We start from the raw sequence: 17,529 nt of genomic DNA, 5'->3' as shown, positions 1-17,529 counted from the left end.
TGTCCGCGCCGTCACGCATCGTGAGAACGGCCGGGCGGACTCAGACCCCCGGTGCCATCGAGGGCCGTAACCGGCAGGTCGGGACGGCACGCCCCGCACGAAGGGCACGACGAGCGTCGGCACCGTGCCGACGACGGCGGGGAACCGCCGGCCGGAGGGGACGGGATCAGCAGCCGCAGCCCCCGCCGCAGCAGCCCCCGCCGGAGGGGGCCGGCGCGGCCGGGCCGGCACCACCCCGACCGGTCACGGCCACGGTGGAGAGCAGCTTGACCGTGTCGGCGTGCCCCTGGGGGCAGGACGCCGGCTCACCGGCCCGCGCCATCGGACGGTTGACCTCGAAGGTGTCGCCGCAGGCGCGGCAGCGGAACTCGTACCGGGGCATGGCACAAGAGTACGACCGGTCCTGACGGGACGCGGGACATGGGTGATACTCGACGGGTGGACGGCGAGGACAGAGCGACGGTTCGACCCCTACGACCGGCCGCGCCGCCCGAGGACCCGGGCGGACGCCCGGCGGGCGGCAGGCTGCCGCGCCCCCGTCGGCCCTGGTTGCGGTCGACGGCGCCCGCCGAAGCCGCACCCCGGGCCGCCGACGCCGCGCCGCCCGCCGACTCCTCGGGGTCGTCGGCCGCCCGCCAGACCGACGCCGGAGCGGAGACCGGGCCGGAGCCCGGCCCGACGGCCGCGACCACGCCGGGGCGGACCGACGCCACCGCCCCGGCGGAGAGGCCGGAGCCCGGCCTGCTGGCGACGGATGCCACCACGGCGGCGAAGCCGGATCCCACCGACCCGACGGCGAAAACGGCCGACCCCCTGGCAAAGACCGACGGCACCGACGTGGCCGCCAGCACCGCGAAGGCGGACAACACCGCGAAGGCGGACAACGCCACGGGGGCGGACGCCGAGAAGGCCGCCGGCACCGCGAACGCGGACGCCGCGGAGAAGGTCGGCACCGCCGGAGAGGCCGGCACCGCCGAGAACGCCGGTACCGCCGAGAACGTCGACAAGGCCGACGGTGACGGGACGGCCGACGGGACGGCCACGGCCGCAGGCGGGCGGGCCAGGAGGTCGCGGCGGCGGGTGCCGTTCGCCCACGCCGTACGGCTGCCTCCGCCGCGGCAGGCGGCCCTCGCCGCCGCCCGGGCCACCCGGGCCTGGTCCCGGCGCCCGAGCGGCCGGCTCACCCTGCCCGGGCTGTTCCTGCTCGCCCTGGTCGGGGCGACCGCCGCAGCCGGCGCGCTGCTGGTGCCGGCGACCGCGCCGGAGCCCCGCCCGGTCGCGGTCGACGCGACCGCCAGCACGCCGGGGATCGGCACGGCGGTACCGGGAGGCGGGATGGTCCCCGGCGCCACCGGCACCCCGCTGCCGCCCGGCGCGACAGCGCTGCCCGGCGCGACCCCGGGTCCGGGCGGCCTGCCCGGCGGGCCGGTGGTGACCGGTCGGCCCGCCGACGCGCTCGCCGGGTGGGCGCAGCAGACCGGGGCGAAGGCCGGCATCTCCCCGGTGGCCATGCAGGCGTACGGCTACGCCGAGCTGGTCCTCGCGCAGAGCACCCCCGGCTGCCGGCTGAGCTGGACCACGCTCGCCGCCATCGGGTACGTCGAGTCGCGGCACGGCCAGGCCAACGGCGCCAGCCTCGGCCCGGACGGGCGGGCGCTCCCGGAGATCATCGGCGACCCGCTCGACGGCAAGGGCGGCCGGTCGAAGATCCTGGACACCGACCGGGGGCTCTACGACCGGGACACCGTCTACGACCGGGCGATCGGGCCGATGCAGTTCATCCCGACCACCTGGCAGGAGATCGGCGCGGACGCGGACAACGACGGCCGCAAGGACCCGCACGACATCGACGACGCCGCCCTGGCCGCCGGCAACTACCTGTGCAAGGGCGGCCGGAACCTGACCGTCCCGGGCGACTGGTGGGGGGCCATCCTGTCGTACAACGACGTGCGCCGGTACGCCGAGGACGTCTTCGACAAGGCCAACGAGTACGGGTTGGCCAGCCGCACGTGAAGTGATCGTCCGCGTACATTGGAGAACTGGACACTTCCGTCACGCTGCGGTTAGCGGCAAGCTAGACGGGTGATGGTGCGCGAGTGGGATGCCCGGACCGCGTCGTCCGCCGAGATCGCGTCGCTGGTGGACACGCTGAACGCGGTGCTGGCGGCCGACCTTCCGCAGGATCCGCCCTGGCGGGAGAGTTCCCTACGGGAGTACCTCTCCGAGGTGATGCCCGGCGAGCGGCGGATCTCCTGGGTGTCCCAGGCCGAGCCGTCCGCCGCGGGCGGTCCCGGCGCGATGCTCGGCCACGTCCACGTGCTGCTGCTCGGCGACATCGGCGTGCTGGAGGTGCTGGTGCACCCGACGGCGCGCCGCGCCGGCCTGGGCCGGAACCTGGTCCGGCTGGCCGCCCGCCGGGTCTACCAGGAGGGCTTCCGGTCGATCGGGGTCGAGGTGGTCGGCGACACCCCGGCGGTGGCGTTCTACGAGGCGCTCGGCTTCTCCCGGGAGTACGTGGAGACCCGCAGCGTGCTGGACCTGTCCGCGGTGGACTGGACGGCGCTGGCCGAGATGGCCGCCGGCGTCGGCGCGGGGTACCGGGTGGAATTCTGCCCCGGCGGCCCGCCCGACGATCTGATCGACGCGTACGCGCGGGCCAAGGCCGAGGTCCGCGACGTGGACGACGGCGAGCTGCGCCCCAGCTCGTACGATCCGCAGCGGCTGCGGGACAGCCTGGACACGCTGCACCGGCGGGGGATGAAGCCCTACATCGTGCTCGCCATCCACGAGCGCACCGGCGAGGTGGCCGGGCTGACCGAGGTGGTGGTCCCGGCGCAGCACCCGACCCGGGCCGACCAGTACGACACGATCGTGGTGCAGGACCACCGGGGCTACGGCATCGACCGGGCGATCAAGGCGCGGATGCTGCTGGAGCTGCGCTCGGCCGAGCCGGAGCTGGCCGAGGTGCAGACCTGGAACGCGCAGGCCAACGAGGCGATGCTCAAGGTCAACGCCGAGCTGGGATTCCGCCCCGACCGGGAGTGGTGCGAGTACAGCGTGGACGTGGCCGAGCTGGTGCACCGGCTCGATCCCGCCCGCTGACCCGGCCCCGGCCCGCTGACCCGGCGGCCCCAGCGCGAGAGTGCCCCGGGTCGGGAATTCACCAATGCGCCCCTCGGGGGATGGACGGCGGACAGCGCCGCACCTTAACGTGCGTTGGTTCCCGTCCACCCATCGTGGAGGCCCCATGCGCCCGCGCCGCAGATTCGCCGCGCTCGCAACCGCCGCTGCCGTCGCCATCCCGGTCATCGGCATCGCACCCCCCGCGGCCAGCGCCGCGCCCACCGACCTGTTCATCTCCGAGTACATCGAGGGCTCGTCGAACAACAAGGCGATCGAGCTTTACAACGGCACCGGTGCCCCCGTCGACCTCACCGCCGGCGGCTACCAGCTCCAGCTCTACTTCAACGGCAACACCACGGCGACCACCCTGGCGCTGACCGGCACCGTGGCCGCGGGCGACACGTTCGTGTTCGCCGCCGCCTCCGCCGCCCCCGCGATCCTCGCCCAGGCCGACCAGACCACCACCGCCAGCCTGTTCAACGGCGACGACGCGATCGTGCTGCGCAGAGGCACCACGGTCCTCGACTCGATCGGCCAGGTCGGCGTCGACCCGGGCACCGAGTGGGGCAGCGGACTCACCAGCACCGCCGACAACACGCTGCGCCGGCTGCCGACGGTGACCTCCGGCGACCCCGACCCGTCGGACGCGTTCGACCCGGCCGCCCAGTGGGCCGGCTTCGCCACCGACACCTTCGACGGTCTCGGCACCCACAGCGTCGACGGTGGCGGCCCGGTCGACCAGCCCGCCACCGTCACCTGCGGCGGCGCGCTGACCACGGCGGCCGGCACGGTCGCCAGTCGCGAGGTCACCGCCACCGACCCCGACGACACGATCGTCGACCTGGCGGTCACCTCGGTCAGCCCGGCCCCGGCCATCGGCTCGATCACCCGGACCGGGTTCACCCCGGCCGACGCCGTGGGCGGCACCGCCCGCGCCACCGTCGCCACCAGCGCCGACCTGGCCGCCGGGTCGTACACGGTGACCCTGACCGCCACCGACGCCGACGGCGGCACCGCCGCGTGCACGCTGGCCGTGACGGTGACCCGGGAGCTGACGGTCGGCGAGGTGCAGGGCCCGACCACCGACGCCGAGTCCGGTCCGGCCGACCGGTCGCCGCTCGCGCCGGCCTCGGGCAACGGCACCAGCAGCGCCCTGTACGACGTCCGGGGCGTGATCACCCAGCTCACCCTGGCCCGTACCTCGGCCGGAGCCGAGCAGCGCGGCTTCTTCCTGCAGAGCCGCGCCGACGGCACCGACGGCGACCCGACGTCCTCGGATGGCATCTTCGTCTTCATGGGCGCGTTCACCTCGCTGATCGGCGGCTACGTGCCGACCGTCGGCGACGAGGTCGTGCTCCGGGCCCGGGTGTCCGAGTACTTCAACATGACCCAGCTCTCCGGCGCCTCCCTGGTCCGGAAGGTGGCCTCCGGGCTGGACGTGAACGCCGCCGTCGCGGTCGACGACGCGGTGCCCCCGGCCGACCTGGCCGCCGCCCAGCGGTTCTGGGAGCGGCACGAGGGTGCCCGGCTGCGGGTCCGCGCCGGCAGCGGCGCGGTGAGCGGGCGGGGCGTCTTCGCGTCCACGGCCGACGCCGAGACCTGGCTGGTCGACCGGGACGACCCGCTGCTGGCCCGCGCCGACCCGTACGCCCGCCGGGTGTTCCGGGACGCGCACCCGCTGGACAACGACCCGACCCGGCGCTTCGACGACGGCAACGGCCAGCGGATCATGCTCGGCAGCATGGGTGTCAAGGGCACCGCCGGGGACAGCACTGCGCTCCTGCCGCCGTCGAGGACCTTCGACACCCTGAGCGAGGACGCGTACGGCGCGATCTACTACTCGTTCGAGAAGTACGGCGTCCAGGTCGAGAAGGCCGTCTTCGCCCCCGGGGCCGACCCCTCGCGGAACAACCCGCCGAAGCCGGCCGACCGGTCGCAGGAGATCGCGGTCGCGACCTACAACGTGGAGAACCTCTACGACCACCGGGACGACCCGTTCGACGGCTGCGACTTCGCCGGCAACTCCGGCTGCACCGGGGTCAGCCCGCCGTTCGACTACGTGCCGGCCAGCGAGGCCGACTACCGGGAGCACCTGTCGGCGCTCGCCGACCAGATCCGCACCGACCTGCACTCGCCGGACCTGATCCTGGTGCAGGAGGCCGAGGACCAGGACATCTGCTCCGTCTCCGGCACCCAGCTGGTCTGCGGCGACACGAACGACGCCGACGGCGCGCCGGACACCCTCCAGGACCTGGCGCTGGCCATCGCCGCCGCCGGCGGCCCGGCGTACGCCGCCGCGTACGACCGGACCGGCGCGGACGCCCGGGGCATCACCGCCGGGTTCCTCTACCGCACCGACCGGCTGTCGCTGGCGGCGGCGATCGCCGCCGACCCGCTGCTCGGCTCCGCGCCGGTGGTGCCGTACCGGTCGGCGGGGCTGCCGTCCAACGCGGACGTGCAGAACCCGAAGGCGCTCAACGCGGTGTTGCCGGCCGACACCGACACCTCCACCGGCAAGGACGGCAACAACGTCTACACCCGGGCCCCGCAGCTCGGCAAGTTCCTGGTCAAGGCGACCCCCGGTGGTGCCGAGGGGTACTACCTGTGGGCGCTGAGCAACCACTTCTCGTCCGGGCCGGACAGCCGGGTCGGGCAGCGCACCGAGCAGGCCGCGTACGGGGCCGCGCTGGTCACCGCGATCCACAATTCGGACCGGAACGCCCGGGTGGTCTACGGCGGCGACCTGAACGTCTTCCCCCGCCCCGACGACCCGATCGCCACGGGAGCGGACCCGACCCCGTCGGACCAGCTCGCCCCGCTGTACGACGCGGGCCTGCACAGCCTCTGGGACGACCTGGTCGCCGACGTCCCGTCGTCCGCCTACTCGTACAGCTTCGAGGGGCAGGCGCAGACGCTGGACCACCTGTTCGTCAACGACGCGTTGCGCGACGACCTGGTCCAGGTGCGGGCGGCGCACATCAACGCCGACTGGCCGGCGGAGTTCACCGGGGACGGGTCGCGCGGCTCCAGCGACCACGACCCGCAGGTGGCCCGGTTCCGCTCCCGGGCGTCGCTGAGCGTCAGCGACGCGACGGTGGTCGAGGGCGACAAGGGCGACCGCCCGCTGACGTTCACCGTCACCGTGTCCCGGGCACTGTCCCAGCCCGTGCTGCTCTGCGCCGCCACGTTCGGCACCACGGCGCAGGCCGGGTCGGACTACGACCCGTACGTCGGCTGCAAGACCCTCGCCGCCGGGCAGACCTCGCTGACCTTCGCGGTCACCGTGCGGGGTGACCGGAAGCGGGAGGCCGACGAAAAGGTGAACCTGCTGGTGGCCGGGGTGCCGGGCCTGCGCCTGGCCGACCCGCTCGCCGTGGGCACCATCGTCAACGACGACTGACGTTCCGGCGTTTCCTGGCGGCCCGCCACCCGGTCGAGAACCCGGGTGGCGGGCCGTCAGCCGTACGGGGGGACGACGCGCGGCGGTGGCGGCACATGCCGGTACTTGGCGACCCGGACCTCCCACTGGCTGCGACGGCGCAGGGCGTCCCGGTAGGCACGGTTGCGGTAGAAGGTCTCGGGCGGGCGGGCCAGCCCGTAGACGTCGGCCCACCACTCCCCGGGCTCGGGGTCGAGGATGGTGTCCAGGTGGGACGGGTAACGGCGCTCAGCCCCGTCCCGGATGTCGTCCCGGTCGCGCATCGGCTTGAGCACCTGGCCGAACTCGTCCACCACGGCCAGCCGGAAGCCCGCCACCGCGATCAGCCGGCGCAGCATGGCGATGCTGGGGGTCAGAGCACCCGCCTCGATCCGCCCGATCGTGGACGGGTGCACCCCCGCGTACCTGGCCAGCTCCCGTTGACTGGCGTCGGCGCGACGACGGACGGCCCGGACTATGCCGGCCGCCGGCCACGGGATGTCGAAGGGCTCGGTCAACATTGTCGGCGGGTCGTCGCCCCTGGACTCGTCGTCCGGCTGGGCTGCGGCACGATCGGCTGCCATGGGCCCACGCTGCCCCCGTCCACGGGTGGGCCGCAACCCCGCCCCGCGTGGCTGTGGACAACCTGCGGTCCCTGTGGAAAACCCGTCGTCCCTGCATGCCTGCATGTCTGCATGGCCGGGCGCTCGATGCCGAGACTCAGGATCCACGCACCCGGGCAGGGGCGGAAACGGCTTCCACCCCAAGACCCCCGCCCCCTTTGCTCTGCACCCTTCGACGCAATCGTCACGGAGTGTCAGCGTTGCGCCAGTGGGTGCAAAGCAAAGGGGGCGCGGGTGGGATGTTGGAGGGGCGGGGCAGAGGGCCGGGAACAGAGCCACCCGACGTGGAGGACACAGCAGTTGGCCAGCGAGGAAGCGGCGCCGCCGGACGGCGGAGGCCGGGCGCACGGTGGCCCGGGGCCAGCCCGACGACCCCGTAACGCTCAGTAGCGCGCGCGGAGCAGATTGGCGGCCTCGACCGCCCAGTAGGTGAGGATGATCTGCGCGCCGGCCCGGCGGATCGAGGTGAGCGTCTCCAGCATCGCCTGCTCCCGGTCGATCCAGCCGTTCGCGGCGGCGGCCTCGACCATCGCGTACTCGCCGGAGACCTGGTAGGCGGCGACCGGCACGTCCACGGCGGCCCGGACCGCCGCCACCACGTCGAGGTAGGGCAGGGCCGGCTTGACCATCACCAGGTCCGCACCCTCGGCGACGTCCAGCGCGACCTCGCGCAGGGACTCCCGCAGGTTCGCCGGGTCCTGCTGGTAGGTGCGCCGGTCACCGTCGAGGGCCGACTCCACCGCGTCCCGAAACGGGCCGTAGAAGGCGGAGGCGTACTTCGCCGCGTACGCGAGAACCGCGACGTCGGTGTGCCCGGCGGCGTCCAGGGCCCGGCGGACCACGCCGACCTGGCCGTCCATCATTCCGGACGTCCCGACCATCCCGACCCCGGCATCGGCCTGGGCCACCGCCATCTCGGCATACGCGGCGAGGGTGGCGTCGTTGTCCACCGCGCCGTCTCCGGTGAGCAGCCCGCAGTGCCCGTGCGAGGTGAACTCGTCCAGGCACAGGTCGCTCATCACCACGGTCGCGTCGCCCACCTCGGCGACCACGTCGGAGATGGCGACGTTGAGGATGCCCGCCGGGTCGGCACCGCCCGAGCCGCGCCCGTCACGCGACACCGGCACGCCGAACAGCATGATCCCGCCCACGCCGGCCTGGACCGCCTCGGCGGCGGCCTTGCGCAGCGAGTCCCGGGAGTGCTGGAGCACCCCCGGCAGCGACGCGATCTGCCGCGGCTCGGTCAGCCCCTCCTTGACGAACATCGGCACGACCAGCTCGGCCGGGTCGACACGGGTCTCGGAGACCAGCCGCCGCACGGCCGCGCTGCGGCGCAGCCGGCGGGGCCGGATCTCGGGGTACGACATGCGGGCTCTCCCTTGCGGCTAGCGGAACCTCAGGGCGGTCGGCCCCTGCACCTTCGAGCCCCGGCGCTGCTTGGCCGGCATGGCTGCGAGCTTCTCGCGCAGCTCGACGGCGTAGGCGGCGAGCGCCTCCACCAGGTCGGGCACCGAGGCGTGCGGCGGCTGCACGTCGACCCGCAGGCCGAACTCCGTCGCGGTCTCCGCCGTCTTGGGCCCGATGACCGCAACAACGGTACGCGCGTGCGGCTTCCCGGCGATGCCGACCAGGTTCCGGACGGTGGAGGACGAGGTGAACAGCACCGCGTCGAACCCGCCCGACTTGATCGCGTCCCGGATCTCGGCGGGCGGCGGGGCGGCCCGGACCGTCCGGTACGCGGTCACGTCGTCGACCTCCCAGCCGCGCTCGGTGAGCCCGGCGGCGAGCGTCTCGGTGGCGATGTCGGCGCGCGGCAGCAGCACCCGGCCCACCGGGTCGAGGATCTGGTCGTGCGGCGAGAACTCGGCGAGCAGCCCTTCGGAGGACTGCTCCCCGGCGGGGATCAGCTCCGGCTGGATGCCGAACGCGCGGACCGCGTCCGCGGTGGCCTCGCCGATGCAGGCGATCTTGACGCCGCCGAAGTGCCGGGCGTCGAGGCCGTGCTCGGCGAACTTCTCCCAGACCGCCCGGACGGCGTTCACCGAGGTGAAGATCACCCAGGCGTACCGGCCGTCCACCAGGCCCTTGACCGCCCGCTCCATCTGGGCGGGGGTGCGCGGCGGCTCGACCGCGATCGTCGGCACCTCGCACGGGATCGCCCCGTACGCGCGCAGCCGGGCGCTCATCGCGCCGGCCTGCTCCTTGGTGCGGGGGACGAGCACCTTCCAGCCGTACAGCGGACGGTTCTCCCACCAGCTCAGCTTGTCCCGCTGGCCGACGCCCTCGCCGACGGTGAGCACCACCCGGCCGGTGAAGCCGAGCGCCGCCGCGACGAAGGAGTCGACGGTCGACGTGGTCGTGTACTGGGTCTCCCCGGTGCCGTCGCCGGTCACCCCGACGCCGGTGGTGCCGTCGATCCCGGCGGCGAGCAGGCCGTCGCGGATCGCGGCCAGGTCGCCGGCGTCCACGGCGAGCGCGAGCGAGCCCCGGCCGACGGCTGCGGCCAGCGCGTCGAAGTCCAGCGTGCTGACGTCCTCGACGTCGGCGGCGGTGCGGACGCCGGGCAGCGGCACGCCCGCGTACGTGGCGACGCCCTCGGCCTGGCCGACGCCCGGGACCACCTCGAAGTGCGCGGCGGTACGGGCGACCGCCTGCACCTCCTTGACCACCGAGTCGTGGCCGAACGGGTCACCGGCGACCAGGTGCACCGCGTTCTGGCCGGATCGGGCGGCCGAGATCAGCACCTTCGCCACATCCCCCGGCACGCCCTCCGCCGGGGTGAACTGCGCGTCGGACTTGGCCTGGGCACGGACGGCGTCGAGCAGCGACTCGGGGACTCCCCGGTCGTACACCACCTGGTCGGCGTCGACCAGGGCGTCGTGCGCCCGGCGGGTCAGCAGGCCCGGGTCGCCGGGACCGGCCCCGACGAACGCGATGCGGCCTACGGGCTTACGGGTGCGGGTCATTCTGTGCTCCCAAATTGCTGGGTCCCCGGGCCGGCGTGTCCGTCTTTGCCGAGGATCGAGTCGGCGCCGAGGTCGAGGAGTTCGGCGGCGAGTGCCTTGCCGATCTCCGCCGCGTCGGCGGGCGTTCCGGTGCGGGACAGCCTGAGGTCTCGGGAACCGTCCGGGCTGATCACCGCCCCGCGCAGGTAGATCTCCTCGCCGGCGTCACCTTCGGCGAGTTCCGCATAGGCGGCCACGGGTGCGCTGCACCCGGCCTCCAGGGTGGCCAGCAGCGCCCGTTCCGCGGTGACCGCGGCCCGGGACGGTGCGTGGTCGAGCACCGCGAGCAGCTCGACCAGGTCCGGTTCGTCGACCCGGCACTCCACGGCCAGCGCGCCCTGGGCGGGCGCGGGCAGCATGAGCATCGGGTCGAGCGTCTCGGTGATCACGTCGGCCCGGCCGAGCCGGGCCAGTCCCGCCCGGGCGAGGACGACCGCGTCGAGGTCGGCGTCCGGGCCGAGGACCCGCGCCAGGCGGGTGTCCACGTTGCCGCGGATCGGGGTGACCCCCAGCTGGAGCCCGAGCGCGTGCAGCTGGGCGATGCGGCGCAGCGCGCCGGTGCCGACCATCGCGCCGGGCGGCAGCTCGGCGAGGGTGCGCCCGCCCGTGGCGACCAGCGCGTCGCGCGGGTCCTGCCGGGCGGGCACCGCCGGGATGTGCAGCCCGGGGGCCGCCGCGGTGGGCAGGTCCTTGTAGGAGTGCACGGCGAGGTCGATGGTCCGGGCGGCCAGGGCGTCGCGCAGCGCGGAGACGAACACGCCGACGCCGAGCCGGTGCACGGGGGCGGCCGAGCGGTCGCCGGCGGTGACCACCTCGACCAGCTCCACCTTCCGGCCGGTCGCTTCGGTGAGCGCCGCCGCGACGTGGCCGGACTGGGCCATCGCCAGCGCGCTGCCCCGGGTGCCGAGGCGCAGGGGGCCGGTCATCTCTCGCCTCCGGGGTACGGGGTGGTGTCGGTGTCGACCACGTCGGGGACGGTGTCGACCGGGGAGGTGTGCGGGACCTGGAGGTCGAACAGCTCGCGCAGCAGCGCGGCGTACTGGTCGCCGCCGGGCTCGGCGGCGAGCTGACGGACCTTCACGGTGGGCTGGTGCAGCAGCCGCTGCACCACCCGGTGCACCGTTCGGGCCACCTCGGTGCGCTGGTCGTCGCTGAGGTCGGGGCGGCGCTGGGCCAGCCGGCGCAGCTCGGCGGTGACCACGTCCTCGGCCCGGCCGCGCAGCGCGGCCACGGTCGGGGCGACGTCGGCGCCGCGCAGCCAGGTGAGGAAGGACTCGACCTCGCCCGCCACGATCCGCTCGACTGCCGCGGCGTCGGCGGCGGCCGGCCCGTCGGCCAGGATCGCCGCCATCCGGTCGATGTCGATCACCTCGACGCCGGGCAGGACGGCCACGCCGGCCTCCACGTCCCTCGGGACGGCGAGGTCGAGCAGCACGAGCGGCCCCCGGTCGGGGTCGCGGTCGGCGAGCGCCCGGGTCATCACCTCGCGGGTGAGGACCGGTTCGGTCGCCGCCGTGGCGGCCACTACGATGTCCACTGTGGAGAGCACGTCGGTCAGCTCGGCCATGGGCGCCGCGCTGGCTCCGTACGACTCGGCCAGCCGCGCGGCCCGGTCGGCCCCCCGGTTGGTCACGGTGAGCGGGCCCGCGCCGAGCCGGGACAGGCTCGCCACGCCCAGCGCGCCCATCGCGCCGGCCCCGACCACCAGGGCCGGCCGCCCGGCCAGTTCGCCGTCGAGCTGCGTGGCGGCCAGGCCGAGCGCGGCGGTCACCACGCTCTGCCCGGCCCGGTCGATCCCGGTCTCGGTGTGCGCCCGCTTCCCCACCCGCAGCGCCTGCTGCATCAGCTCGTGCAGCAGGCGGCCGGCGGCGTCGGCGCCGGTCGCCCAGTGGTACGCGTCCCGGAGCTGGCCGAGGATCTGCGCCTCGCCGACCACCATCGAGTCCAGCCCGGTGACGACCCGGAAGACGTGGTCCACGGCGGCGGCGTCGTAGTGCACGTAGAGGTGGTTTGCCAGGCTGGTGGCCGGGGCGCCGGCCTGCTCGGCGAGGACGGCGCAGATGTCGCCGAGACCGCCGTGGAAACCGGACACGGCGGCGTAGACCTCCACCCGGTTGCAGGTGGAGACCAGCACCGCCTCGCTCACGTACGGCTGGGCGACCAGGCGGTCCAACGTGCGGGTGAGGTCGGCGGGGGCGACCGCCAACTGCTCCAGGGTGGCGACGGGAGCGGTGCGGTAGGACGCGCCGACGACGAGCAGTTTCACGTGCCGATCGCCTCCTGGGAGTCGGTGGCCGCGAGCCCGCCGGGCAGGGCGGTGAGGGCGGAGCCGCCGGTGGCGGGCAGCGCGGTCAGGGACGCCTTGCGGTGCTCGTGGAAGGACAGGATCTGGAGCTCGATGGCGAGGTCGACCTTGCGCACGTCGACCCCCTCCGGCACCGAGAGTACGCACGGCGCGAAGTTGAGGATGCTCGTCACGCCGACGGCCACGAGTTGGTCGGCGACCGCCTGGGCGGCGGCGGCCGGGGTGGCGATCACGCCGATCGCGATGGACTCCTCGGCGGCGATGGCGGGCAGCTCGTCGACGTGCCGTACGACCAGCCCGTTGATCTCCTCGCCGACCCGGGACGCGTCCGCGTCGAGCAGCGCGGCGATCCGGAAGCCGCGGCTGGCGAAGCCGGCGTAGCCGGCCAGGGCGTGACCGAGATTACCCACCCCGACCAGGGCGACGGCCCGCCGCTGGGTGAGCCCGAGCACGAACTCGATCTGGTCGACCAGCAGGGCGACGTCGTAGCCGACCCCCCGGGTGCCGTACGAGCCGAGGTGGGACAGGTCCTTGCGGAGCTTGGCGGAGTTGACCCCGACGGCGGTGGCCAGGCCGTCGCTGGAGACGGTCTCGTGGCCGGACTCGGCGAGGTTGTGCAGGGCGCGGAGGTACTCGGGGAGCCGCGCGACGGTCGCCTCGGGCAGGTCCGGAAGCGCCGGTACGGCACCGGCGCGACCGGACGCGCCAGGGTGACGGTGCTGCTGACTCATGAGACTCCGTGCGGTGCGATCCTCGGCCAGCTCAAGGGGCCGGCCGAATCGGGACTCCCACTGGCGACCGAGATTGCCGGCTGTGCTAGCAGGACGCGTCGGAACTACAGAGTAGGCGCTTGTGAACACACGCACAAATCGCGATCTTGAAGAGCCGCGACCCGTCCCCACCTGCCCCTCCGTTCCACAAGATCGATGCGGCGGCCTCGCGCCGTCGCGCCGATTATTGCTCAAACCCGACTTCCCTCACCAATCGCGCGCCGGGCGGGCGGCGCCTGGTAGGGCTGGCCCTACGCCGGACTGACCGGGCGGCGGGATGGGTCCGCACTGCCTCGCTGCCTAGCCTTGGACCATGACCGCCGTAACCGTCACCGACCCGCCCGCCACCTCGTCCAGCGTCCCCCGCCAACTCCTGCACGACTCCAGCTACGTGCTGCTGGGCCTGCCCCTGGCGCTGGCCAGCTTCGTGGTGTTGGTGGTGGGGCTGGCGCTCGGCCTGGGGCTGGTGGTGACCGTGATCGGCCTGCCGGTGCTCGCCGGCACCCTGTACACCGCCCGCGGGCTGGCCGACATCGAGCGGCTGCGGCTGCCCGCCGTGCTCGGCCAGGCCCGGGTCCGGCCCGACTACCGGCAGTCCGAGCCGGGCGCGGGTGCCTGGCGGCGGATCTTCGTGCCGATCCGGGACGCCCAGTCCTGGCTCGACCTGGCCCACGGCATCCTCAAGCTCATCGTGTCCGTCGTCACCTTCGTGGTGACCGTCACCTGGTGGGCCGGCACCCTGGTCGGCAGCCTCTACTGGACCTACGACTGGGCGCTGCCACGCAGCGACGAGAACCAGGACCTCAGCACCCTCCTCGGCCTGGGCGACTCGCCCGCCGCCCGGATCGGGCTGAACACCGCGATCGGGGTGTTCTTCCTGATCACCCTGCCGATGGTGGTCCGGGGGTGCGCGCGGCTCCAGGCCGGCTTCGCCCGCGCCCTGCTCACCGGGGTGGCCGAGATGCGCAACCGGATCACCGTGCTGGAGGAGCAGAAGCGGGCCGCCGTCTCCGCCGAGGCCGCCGCGCTGCGCCGGCTGGAGCGGGACATCCACGACGGCCCGCAGCAGCGCCTCGTCCGGCTGGCGATGGACCTGAGCCGGGCCCGCCAGCAGCTCGCCACCGACCCGGAGGCGGCCGGTCAGACCCTGGACGAGGCGGTCACCCAGACCCGCGACACCCTCGCCGAACTGCGCGCCCTGTCCCGGGGCATCGCGCCGCCGATCCTGGTCGACCGTGGGTTGCCCAGCGCCCTCGCGGCCCTGGCCGGGCGCGGGCTGGTCCCGGTCGAGCTGCGGATCGACCCCCGGCTGGAGGTCCCCGGCGAACGGCTCGACCCGGCCGTGGAGAGCACCGCCTACTTCGTGGTCGCCGAGGCGCTCACCAACGTCGCCAAGCACAGCGGGGCGACGGAGTGCGCGGTCGCGGTGACCCGACACGAGCGCCGGCTGGCCGTCGGCGTGAGCGACGACGGCCACGGCGGGGCGCACCTGGCCAAGGGGCACGGCCTCGCCGGGATCGCCGACCGGGTGCGCGCGGCGGGTGGCCGGCTGGACGTGGTCAGCCCGGCCGGCGGCCCGACGGAGGTCCGCGCGGAACTGCCGCTGTGAGCGCCGACGGCCCGGCCCACGACCCGGACGTGGTAGACATCAGCACCATGCGGGTGGTCATCGCGGACGACGCCGTGCTGCTCCGGGAGGGGCTGGTGCGGCTGCTCACCGAACAGGGGCACGAGGTGGTGGCCGCCGTCGGCGACGGCGACGCGCTGGTCGAGGCGGTGGTGACCCACCGGCCGGACGTGTCGATCGTCGACGTGCGGATGCCGCCGTCGCACACCGACGAGGGGCTGCGCGCCGCCGTGGAGGCCCGCCGGCTGGTCCCGCGTACGCCGGTCCTGGTGCTCTCCCAGTACGTCGAGGTGTCGTACGCCGACGACCTGCTGGCCACCACCGGCGGGGCCGGCGGCGGCGGGGTGGGCTACCTGCTCAAGGACCGGGTGGCCGACATCGACGAGTTCCTGGACGCGCTGGCCCGGGTGGCCGCCGGCGGCACCGTGCTCGACCCGGAGGTGGTCGGCCAGTTACTGGTCCGCCGCCGGCGCGACGACCCGCTGCGCGAGCTGACCCCCCGCGAGCGCGAGGTGCTGTCCCTGATGGCCGAGGGGCACTCCAACACCGCCATCGCCCGCGCCCTGGTGGTCACCGACGGGGCGGTGGAGAAGCACGTCCGCAACATCTTCACCAAGCTGGACCTGCCCCCCGACACCACCCAGCACCGCCGCGTGCTGGCCGTGCTGACCTACCTGCGCACCTGACCGGCCCCGGTCATCGGAGGGCGGCGGCGAGGGTGACCGCCCCGGTGAGGGTGTCGGCCACCGGATGCCCGGACGCGTGCAGCCGGGCCCGGTCGGTGAACCCGCCCGTGTAGAGCACGGCCCGCCCACCGACCGACTCGGCGGCGTCGGCGTCGTCGATCGAGTCCCCGATCAGCACCACGTCCCGGCCGTCCACCCCCAGCTCGGCCAGGTGCTTGACCAGCGACTCCGCCTTGCGGTCCCCGCCGACCGTGGCGCGCAGCCCGTCCACCCGGGCGAACCTGTCGGTCAGCCCGTGGGTGTGCACCGCGGGCACCAGCTCGTCGTGGAACCACATCGACAGCAGCGACTGGCCGCCCGGCCAGGCCGCCATCGCCACCGCCGCGTCGTCGGCCAGCGCGCAGGTGGTCAGCCCGCTGCGGTACGCGTCGTGGAAGATCCGGTCCAGCTCGCCGAACGCCTCGTCGTCGACGGCCCGGCCGAGCACCTCGGCGTAATAGTCGGCGATCGGGCGACGGAACCGGACCCGGTGCTCGTCCGCGCTGACCGTCGGCCCGCCCACGCTGGTGAAGGCGGCGTTGGTGGCGGCCACCACCAGGTCGAGGTCGTTGAGCAGGGTGCCGTTCCAGTCCCATACCAGATGGGCGCGCGCAGGGGTCATCCCCGCACGATAAGCCCCACCCCCGACGTGCCGGGGGCGGGGCGGGACGGAGGTCGGGCGGCGCGCTCAGAGCTGCGGCGTCGTCAGGTCCCGCAGCAGCCGCTCCTCCTCGACCCGCCAGTAGCCGTGCTCCTTGCCGTCGAGCAGCACCACCGGCAGCCGGTCGCCGTACTCGCGCTCCAGCTCCACGTCGCCGGTCACGTCCCGTTCGATCCACCGGTCCCCGGTGACCGCCACCACCCGGTCGAGCGCCGCCTTGGCGTCCTCGCAGAGGTGGCAGCCGGGGCGGGTGATCAGGGCGAGCCGGGCGTCACTGGACATCGGGAACCTCCGTGCGGGTGTCGGTCGGCGCCGCCGGGGACGGTGCCGGCCTGAGCTGGGTCTTGCGCACCTTGCCGATCGCCGAGTACGGCAGCGCGTCGACGAACTCGACGGCGGTCGGGCACTTGAACCGGGCCAGGTTACGGGCGCAGTGGGCGAGCGGTTCCTCCCGGTCACCGGACGACCCGGCGCCGGCACCACGTACGCCCGGACAGTCTTCCCGGTCCGCGGGTGCGGCACACCCCGTACCGCCGACTCGGCCACCCCCGCAGGCACGGCGAGCGCGGAGGGCGGCGGGTCGTCGGCCGACACGGAGGGTGACCGGGGCGCGGGCGCGGCCGGGCGGCGGCGGCCAGGGCCCGCGCGACCGCGGTCACCGAGGCGTCCAGTGGGGACCAGGTCAGGGTGGTGTCCCCGCCGGTGCAACGCGGGGCGGTCGCCGTGGTCGGCCGCCGGTCCGGCGGAGCCGGTCGACGAGGTTCGGCGTGGGGCCGTCGGTCGCGTCCCGCACGGTGGCAGAGTCTGGCACAGCGGCGGCTCGCCCGGCCACGCCCGAGGCCGCGCCCGGTCCCCCGCCGGCACCGCCCCACCGGCCCCGGCGGGCGCGGTCGGCGGGGCCGTCCGGCGGGCCGCCGGCCGGGCCCACATCCGCAGGTTGACCTGGGGTTCCAATGCGGACCAGCTCCCCGGGCGAAAGTCAACCACACGCGACGGACAACCGGTCCGCCATCGGTGCGACGGGTCGGGAAATACTTCCGCTCTGTGTAACGGACTTGCCACGCGCGGGTGACGTTGGCCCTATCATCACTCGGGTCGGCTCACCCCATTTGCCGTGAGTCGACACCCCTCAGCCCGAGGAGGCCCCCGTGCCTGTGAGCGCATTGGACCAGCACCTCAAGGGGATCTGCCGCCTGTCGGCACGTCCCGGAAGGACTTTGCCCGGCCACCGTGACCCTGCCCGCACGGCGGCGTCCCGGCGGCCGGCGTGGG

The 17,529-nt window shown here is 74.5% G+C and carries 14 protein-coding genes; 5 read left to right on the top strand and 9 right to left on the bottom strand.

Annotated features, from left to right (window positions below; all coding sequences use genetic code 11):
• Positions 1-166: 166 nt before the first annotated feature.
• Complete coding sequence (locus OOK41_RS06010) at positions 167-382, bottom strand: zinc ribbon domain-containing protein (protein ID WP_117664989.1); 216 nt, start codon at positions 380-382, stop codon at positions 167-169.
• A gap of 167 nt (positions 383-549) precedes the next feature.
• On the opposite strand from OOK41_RS06010, the gene OOK41_RS06005 reads away from it, so the two are divergent.
• From OOK41_RS06005 to OOK41_RS05995, 3 genes are all read left to right on the top strand, one after another.
• The gene (locus tag OOK41_RS06005; RefSeq protein ID WP_266263239.1) at positions 550-2,013 is read left to right on the top strand and encodes a lytic transglycosylase domain-containing protein; all 1,464 of its coding nucleotides are present in this window, start codon (positions 550-552) and stop codon (positions 2,011-2,013) included.
• Between the two features lie 72 nt (positions 2,014-2,085).
• Positions 2,086-3,102, top strand: coding sequence for an N-acetyltransferase (locus OOK41_RS06000; RefSeq protein WP_117665069.1), 1,017 nt, complete (start codon positions 2,086-2,088; stop codon positions 3,100-3,102).
• Between the two features lie 145 nt (positions 3,103-3,247).
• Complete coding sequence (locus OOK41_RS05995; protein WP_266263238.1) at positions 3,248-6,523, top strand: lamin tail domain-containing protein; 3,276 nt, start codon at positions 3,248-3,250, stop codon at positions 6,521-6,523.
• A gap of 56 nt (positions 6,524-6,579) precedes the next feature.
• Here OOK41_RS05995 and OOK41_RS05990 read toward each other — a convergent pair whose 3' ends face one another.
• From OOK41_RS05990 to OOK41_RS05965, 6 genes are all read right to left on the bottom strand, one after another.
• On the bottom strand, positions 6,580-7,125 hold the full coding sequence (locus OOK41_RS05990; RefSeq protein WP_117664987.1) for a helix-turn-helix domain-containing protein: 546 nt from the start codon (positions 7,123-7,125) through the stop codon (positions 6,580-6,582).
• A gap of 422 nt (positions 7,126-7,547) precedes the next feature.
• Complete coding sequence (gene hemB, locus OOK41_RS05985; protein ID WP_266263237.1) at positions 7,548-8,531, bottom strand: porphobilinogen synthase; 984 nt, start codon at positions 8,529-8,531, stop codon at positions 7,548-7,550.
• An 18-nt stretch (positions 8,532-8,549) separates the two neighbouring features.
• Complete coding sequence (locus OOK41_RS05980) at positions 8,550-10,130, bottom strand: uroporphyrinogen-III synthase (protein ID WP_117664985.1); 1,581 nt, start codon at positions 10,128-10,130, stop codon at positions 8,550-8,552.
• Positions 10,127-11,095 carry a hydroxymethylbilane synthase gene (hemC, locus tag OOK41_RS05975; protein ID WP_266263236.1) on the bottom strand — a complete coding sequence of 323 codons (969 nt, stop codon included), beginning with the start codon at positions 11,093-11,095 and terminating at the stop codon, positions 10,127-10,129. The genes OOK41_RS05980 and hemC overlap by 4 nt, the downstream gene beginning before the upstream one ends.
• Positions 11,092-12,435, bottom strand: a complete 1,344-nt coding sequence (locus OOK41_RS05970) for a glutamyl-tRNA reductase (protein ID WP_266263235.1) — start codon at positions 12,433-12,435, stop codon at positions 11,092-11,094. The genes hemC and OOK41_RS05970 overlap by 4 nt, the downstream gene beginning before the upstream one ends.
• Positions 12,432-13,205 (bottom strand): redox-sensing transcriptional repressor Rex, encoded by a 774-nt coding sequence (locus tag OOK41_RS05965; protein ID WP_117664982.1) that lies wholly within the window; start codon positions 13,203-13,205, stop codon positions 12,432-12,434. Before OOK41_RS05965 ends, OOK41_RS05970 begins: the two co-directional genes overlap by 4 nt.
• A gap of 352 nt (positions 13,206-13,557) precedes the next feature.
• On the opposite strand from OOK41_RS05965, the gene OOK41_RS05960 reads away from it, so the two are divergent.
• Positions 13,558-14,853, top strand: coding sequence for a sensor histidine kinase (locus tag OOK41_RS05960; RefSeq protein WP_117664981.1), 1,296 nt, complete (start codon positions 13,558-13,560; stop codon positions 14,851-14,853).
• A 47-nt stretch (positions 14,854-14,900) separates the two neighbouring features.
• On the top strand, positions 14,901-15,557 hold the full coding sequence (locus OOK41_RS05955; protein WP_117665068.1) for a response regulator transcription factor: 657 nt from the start codon (positions 14,901-14,903) through the stop codon (positions 15,555-15,557).
• Between the two features lie 10 nt (positions 15,558-15,567).
• Here OOK41_RS05955 and OOK41_RS05950 read toward each other — a convergent pair whose 3' ends face one another.
• Positions 15,568-16,218: an HAD family hydrolase gene (locus OOK41_RS05950; RefSeq protein WP_266263234.1), complete on the bottom strand. Its 651-nt coding sequence runs from the start codon at positions 16,216-16,218 to the stop codon at positions 15,568-15,570.
• Positions 16,219-16,284: 66 nt separating this feature from the next.
• Positions 16,285-16,539 carry a glutaredoxin family protein gene (locus OOK41_RS05945; RefSeq protein WP_117664979.1) on the bottom strand — a complete coding sequence of 85 codons (255 nt, stop codon included), beginning with the start codon at positions 16,537-16,539 and terminating at the stop codon, positions 16,285-16,287.
• Positions 16,540-17,529 lie beyond the last annotated feature (990 nt).

The organism is Micromonospora sp. NBC_01655 (genome assembly GCF_026339755.1).
Classification (GTDB): Bacteria; Actinomycetota; Actinomycetes; order Mycobacteriales; family Micromonosporaceae; genus Micromonospora.
Note: the sequence above shows the minus strand (reverse complement) of the source record. Positions and strands in the feature narration are given on the sequence as shown.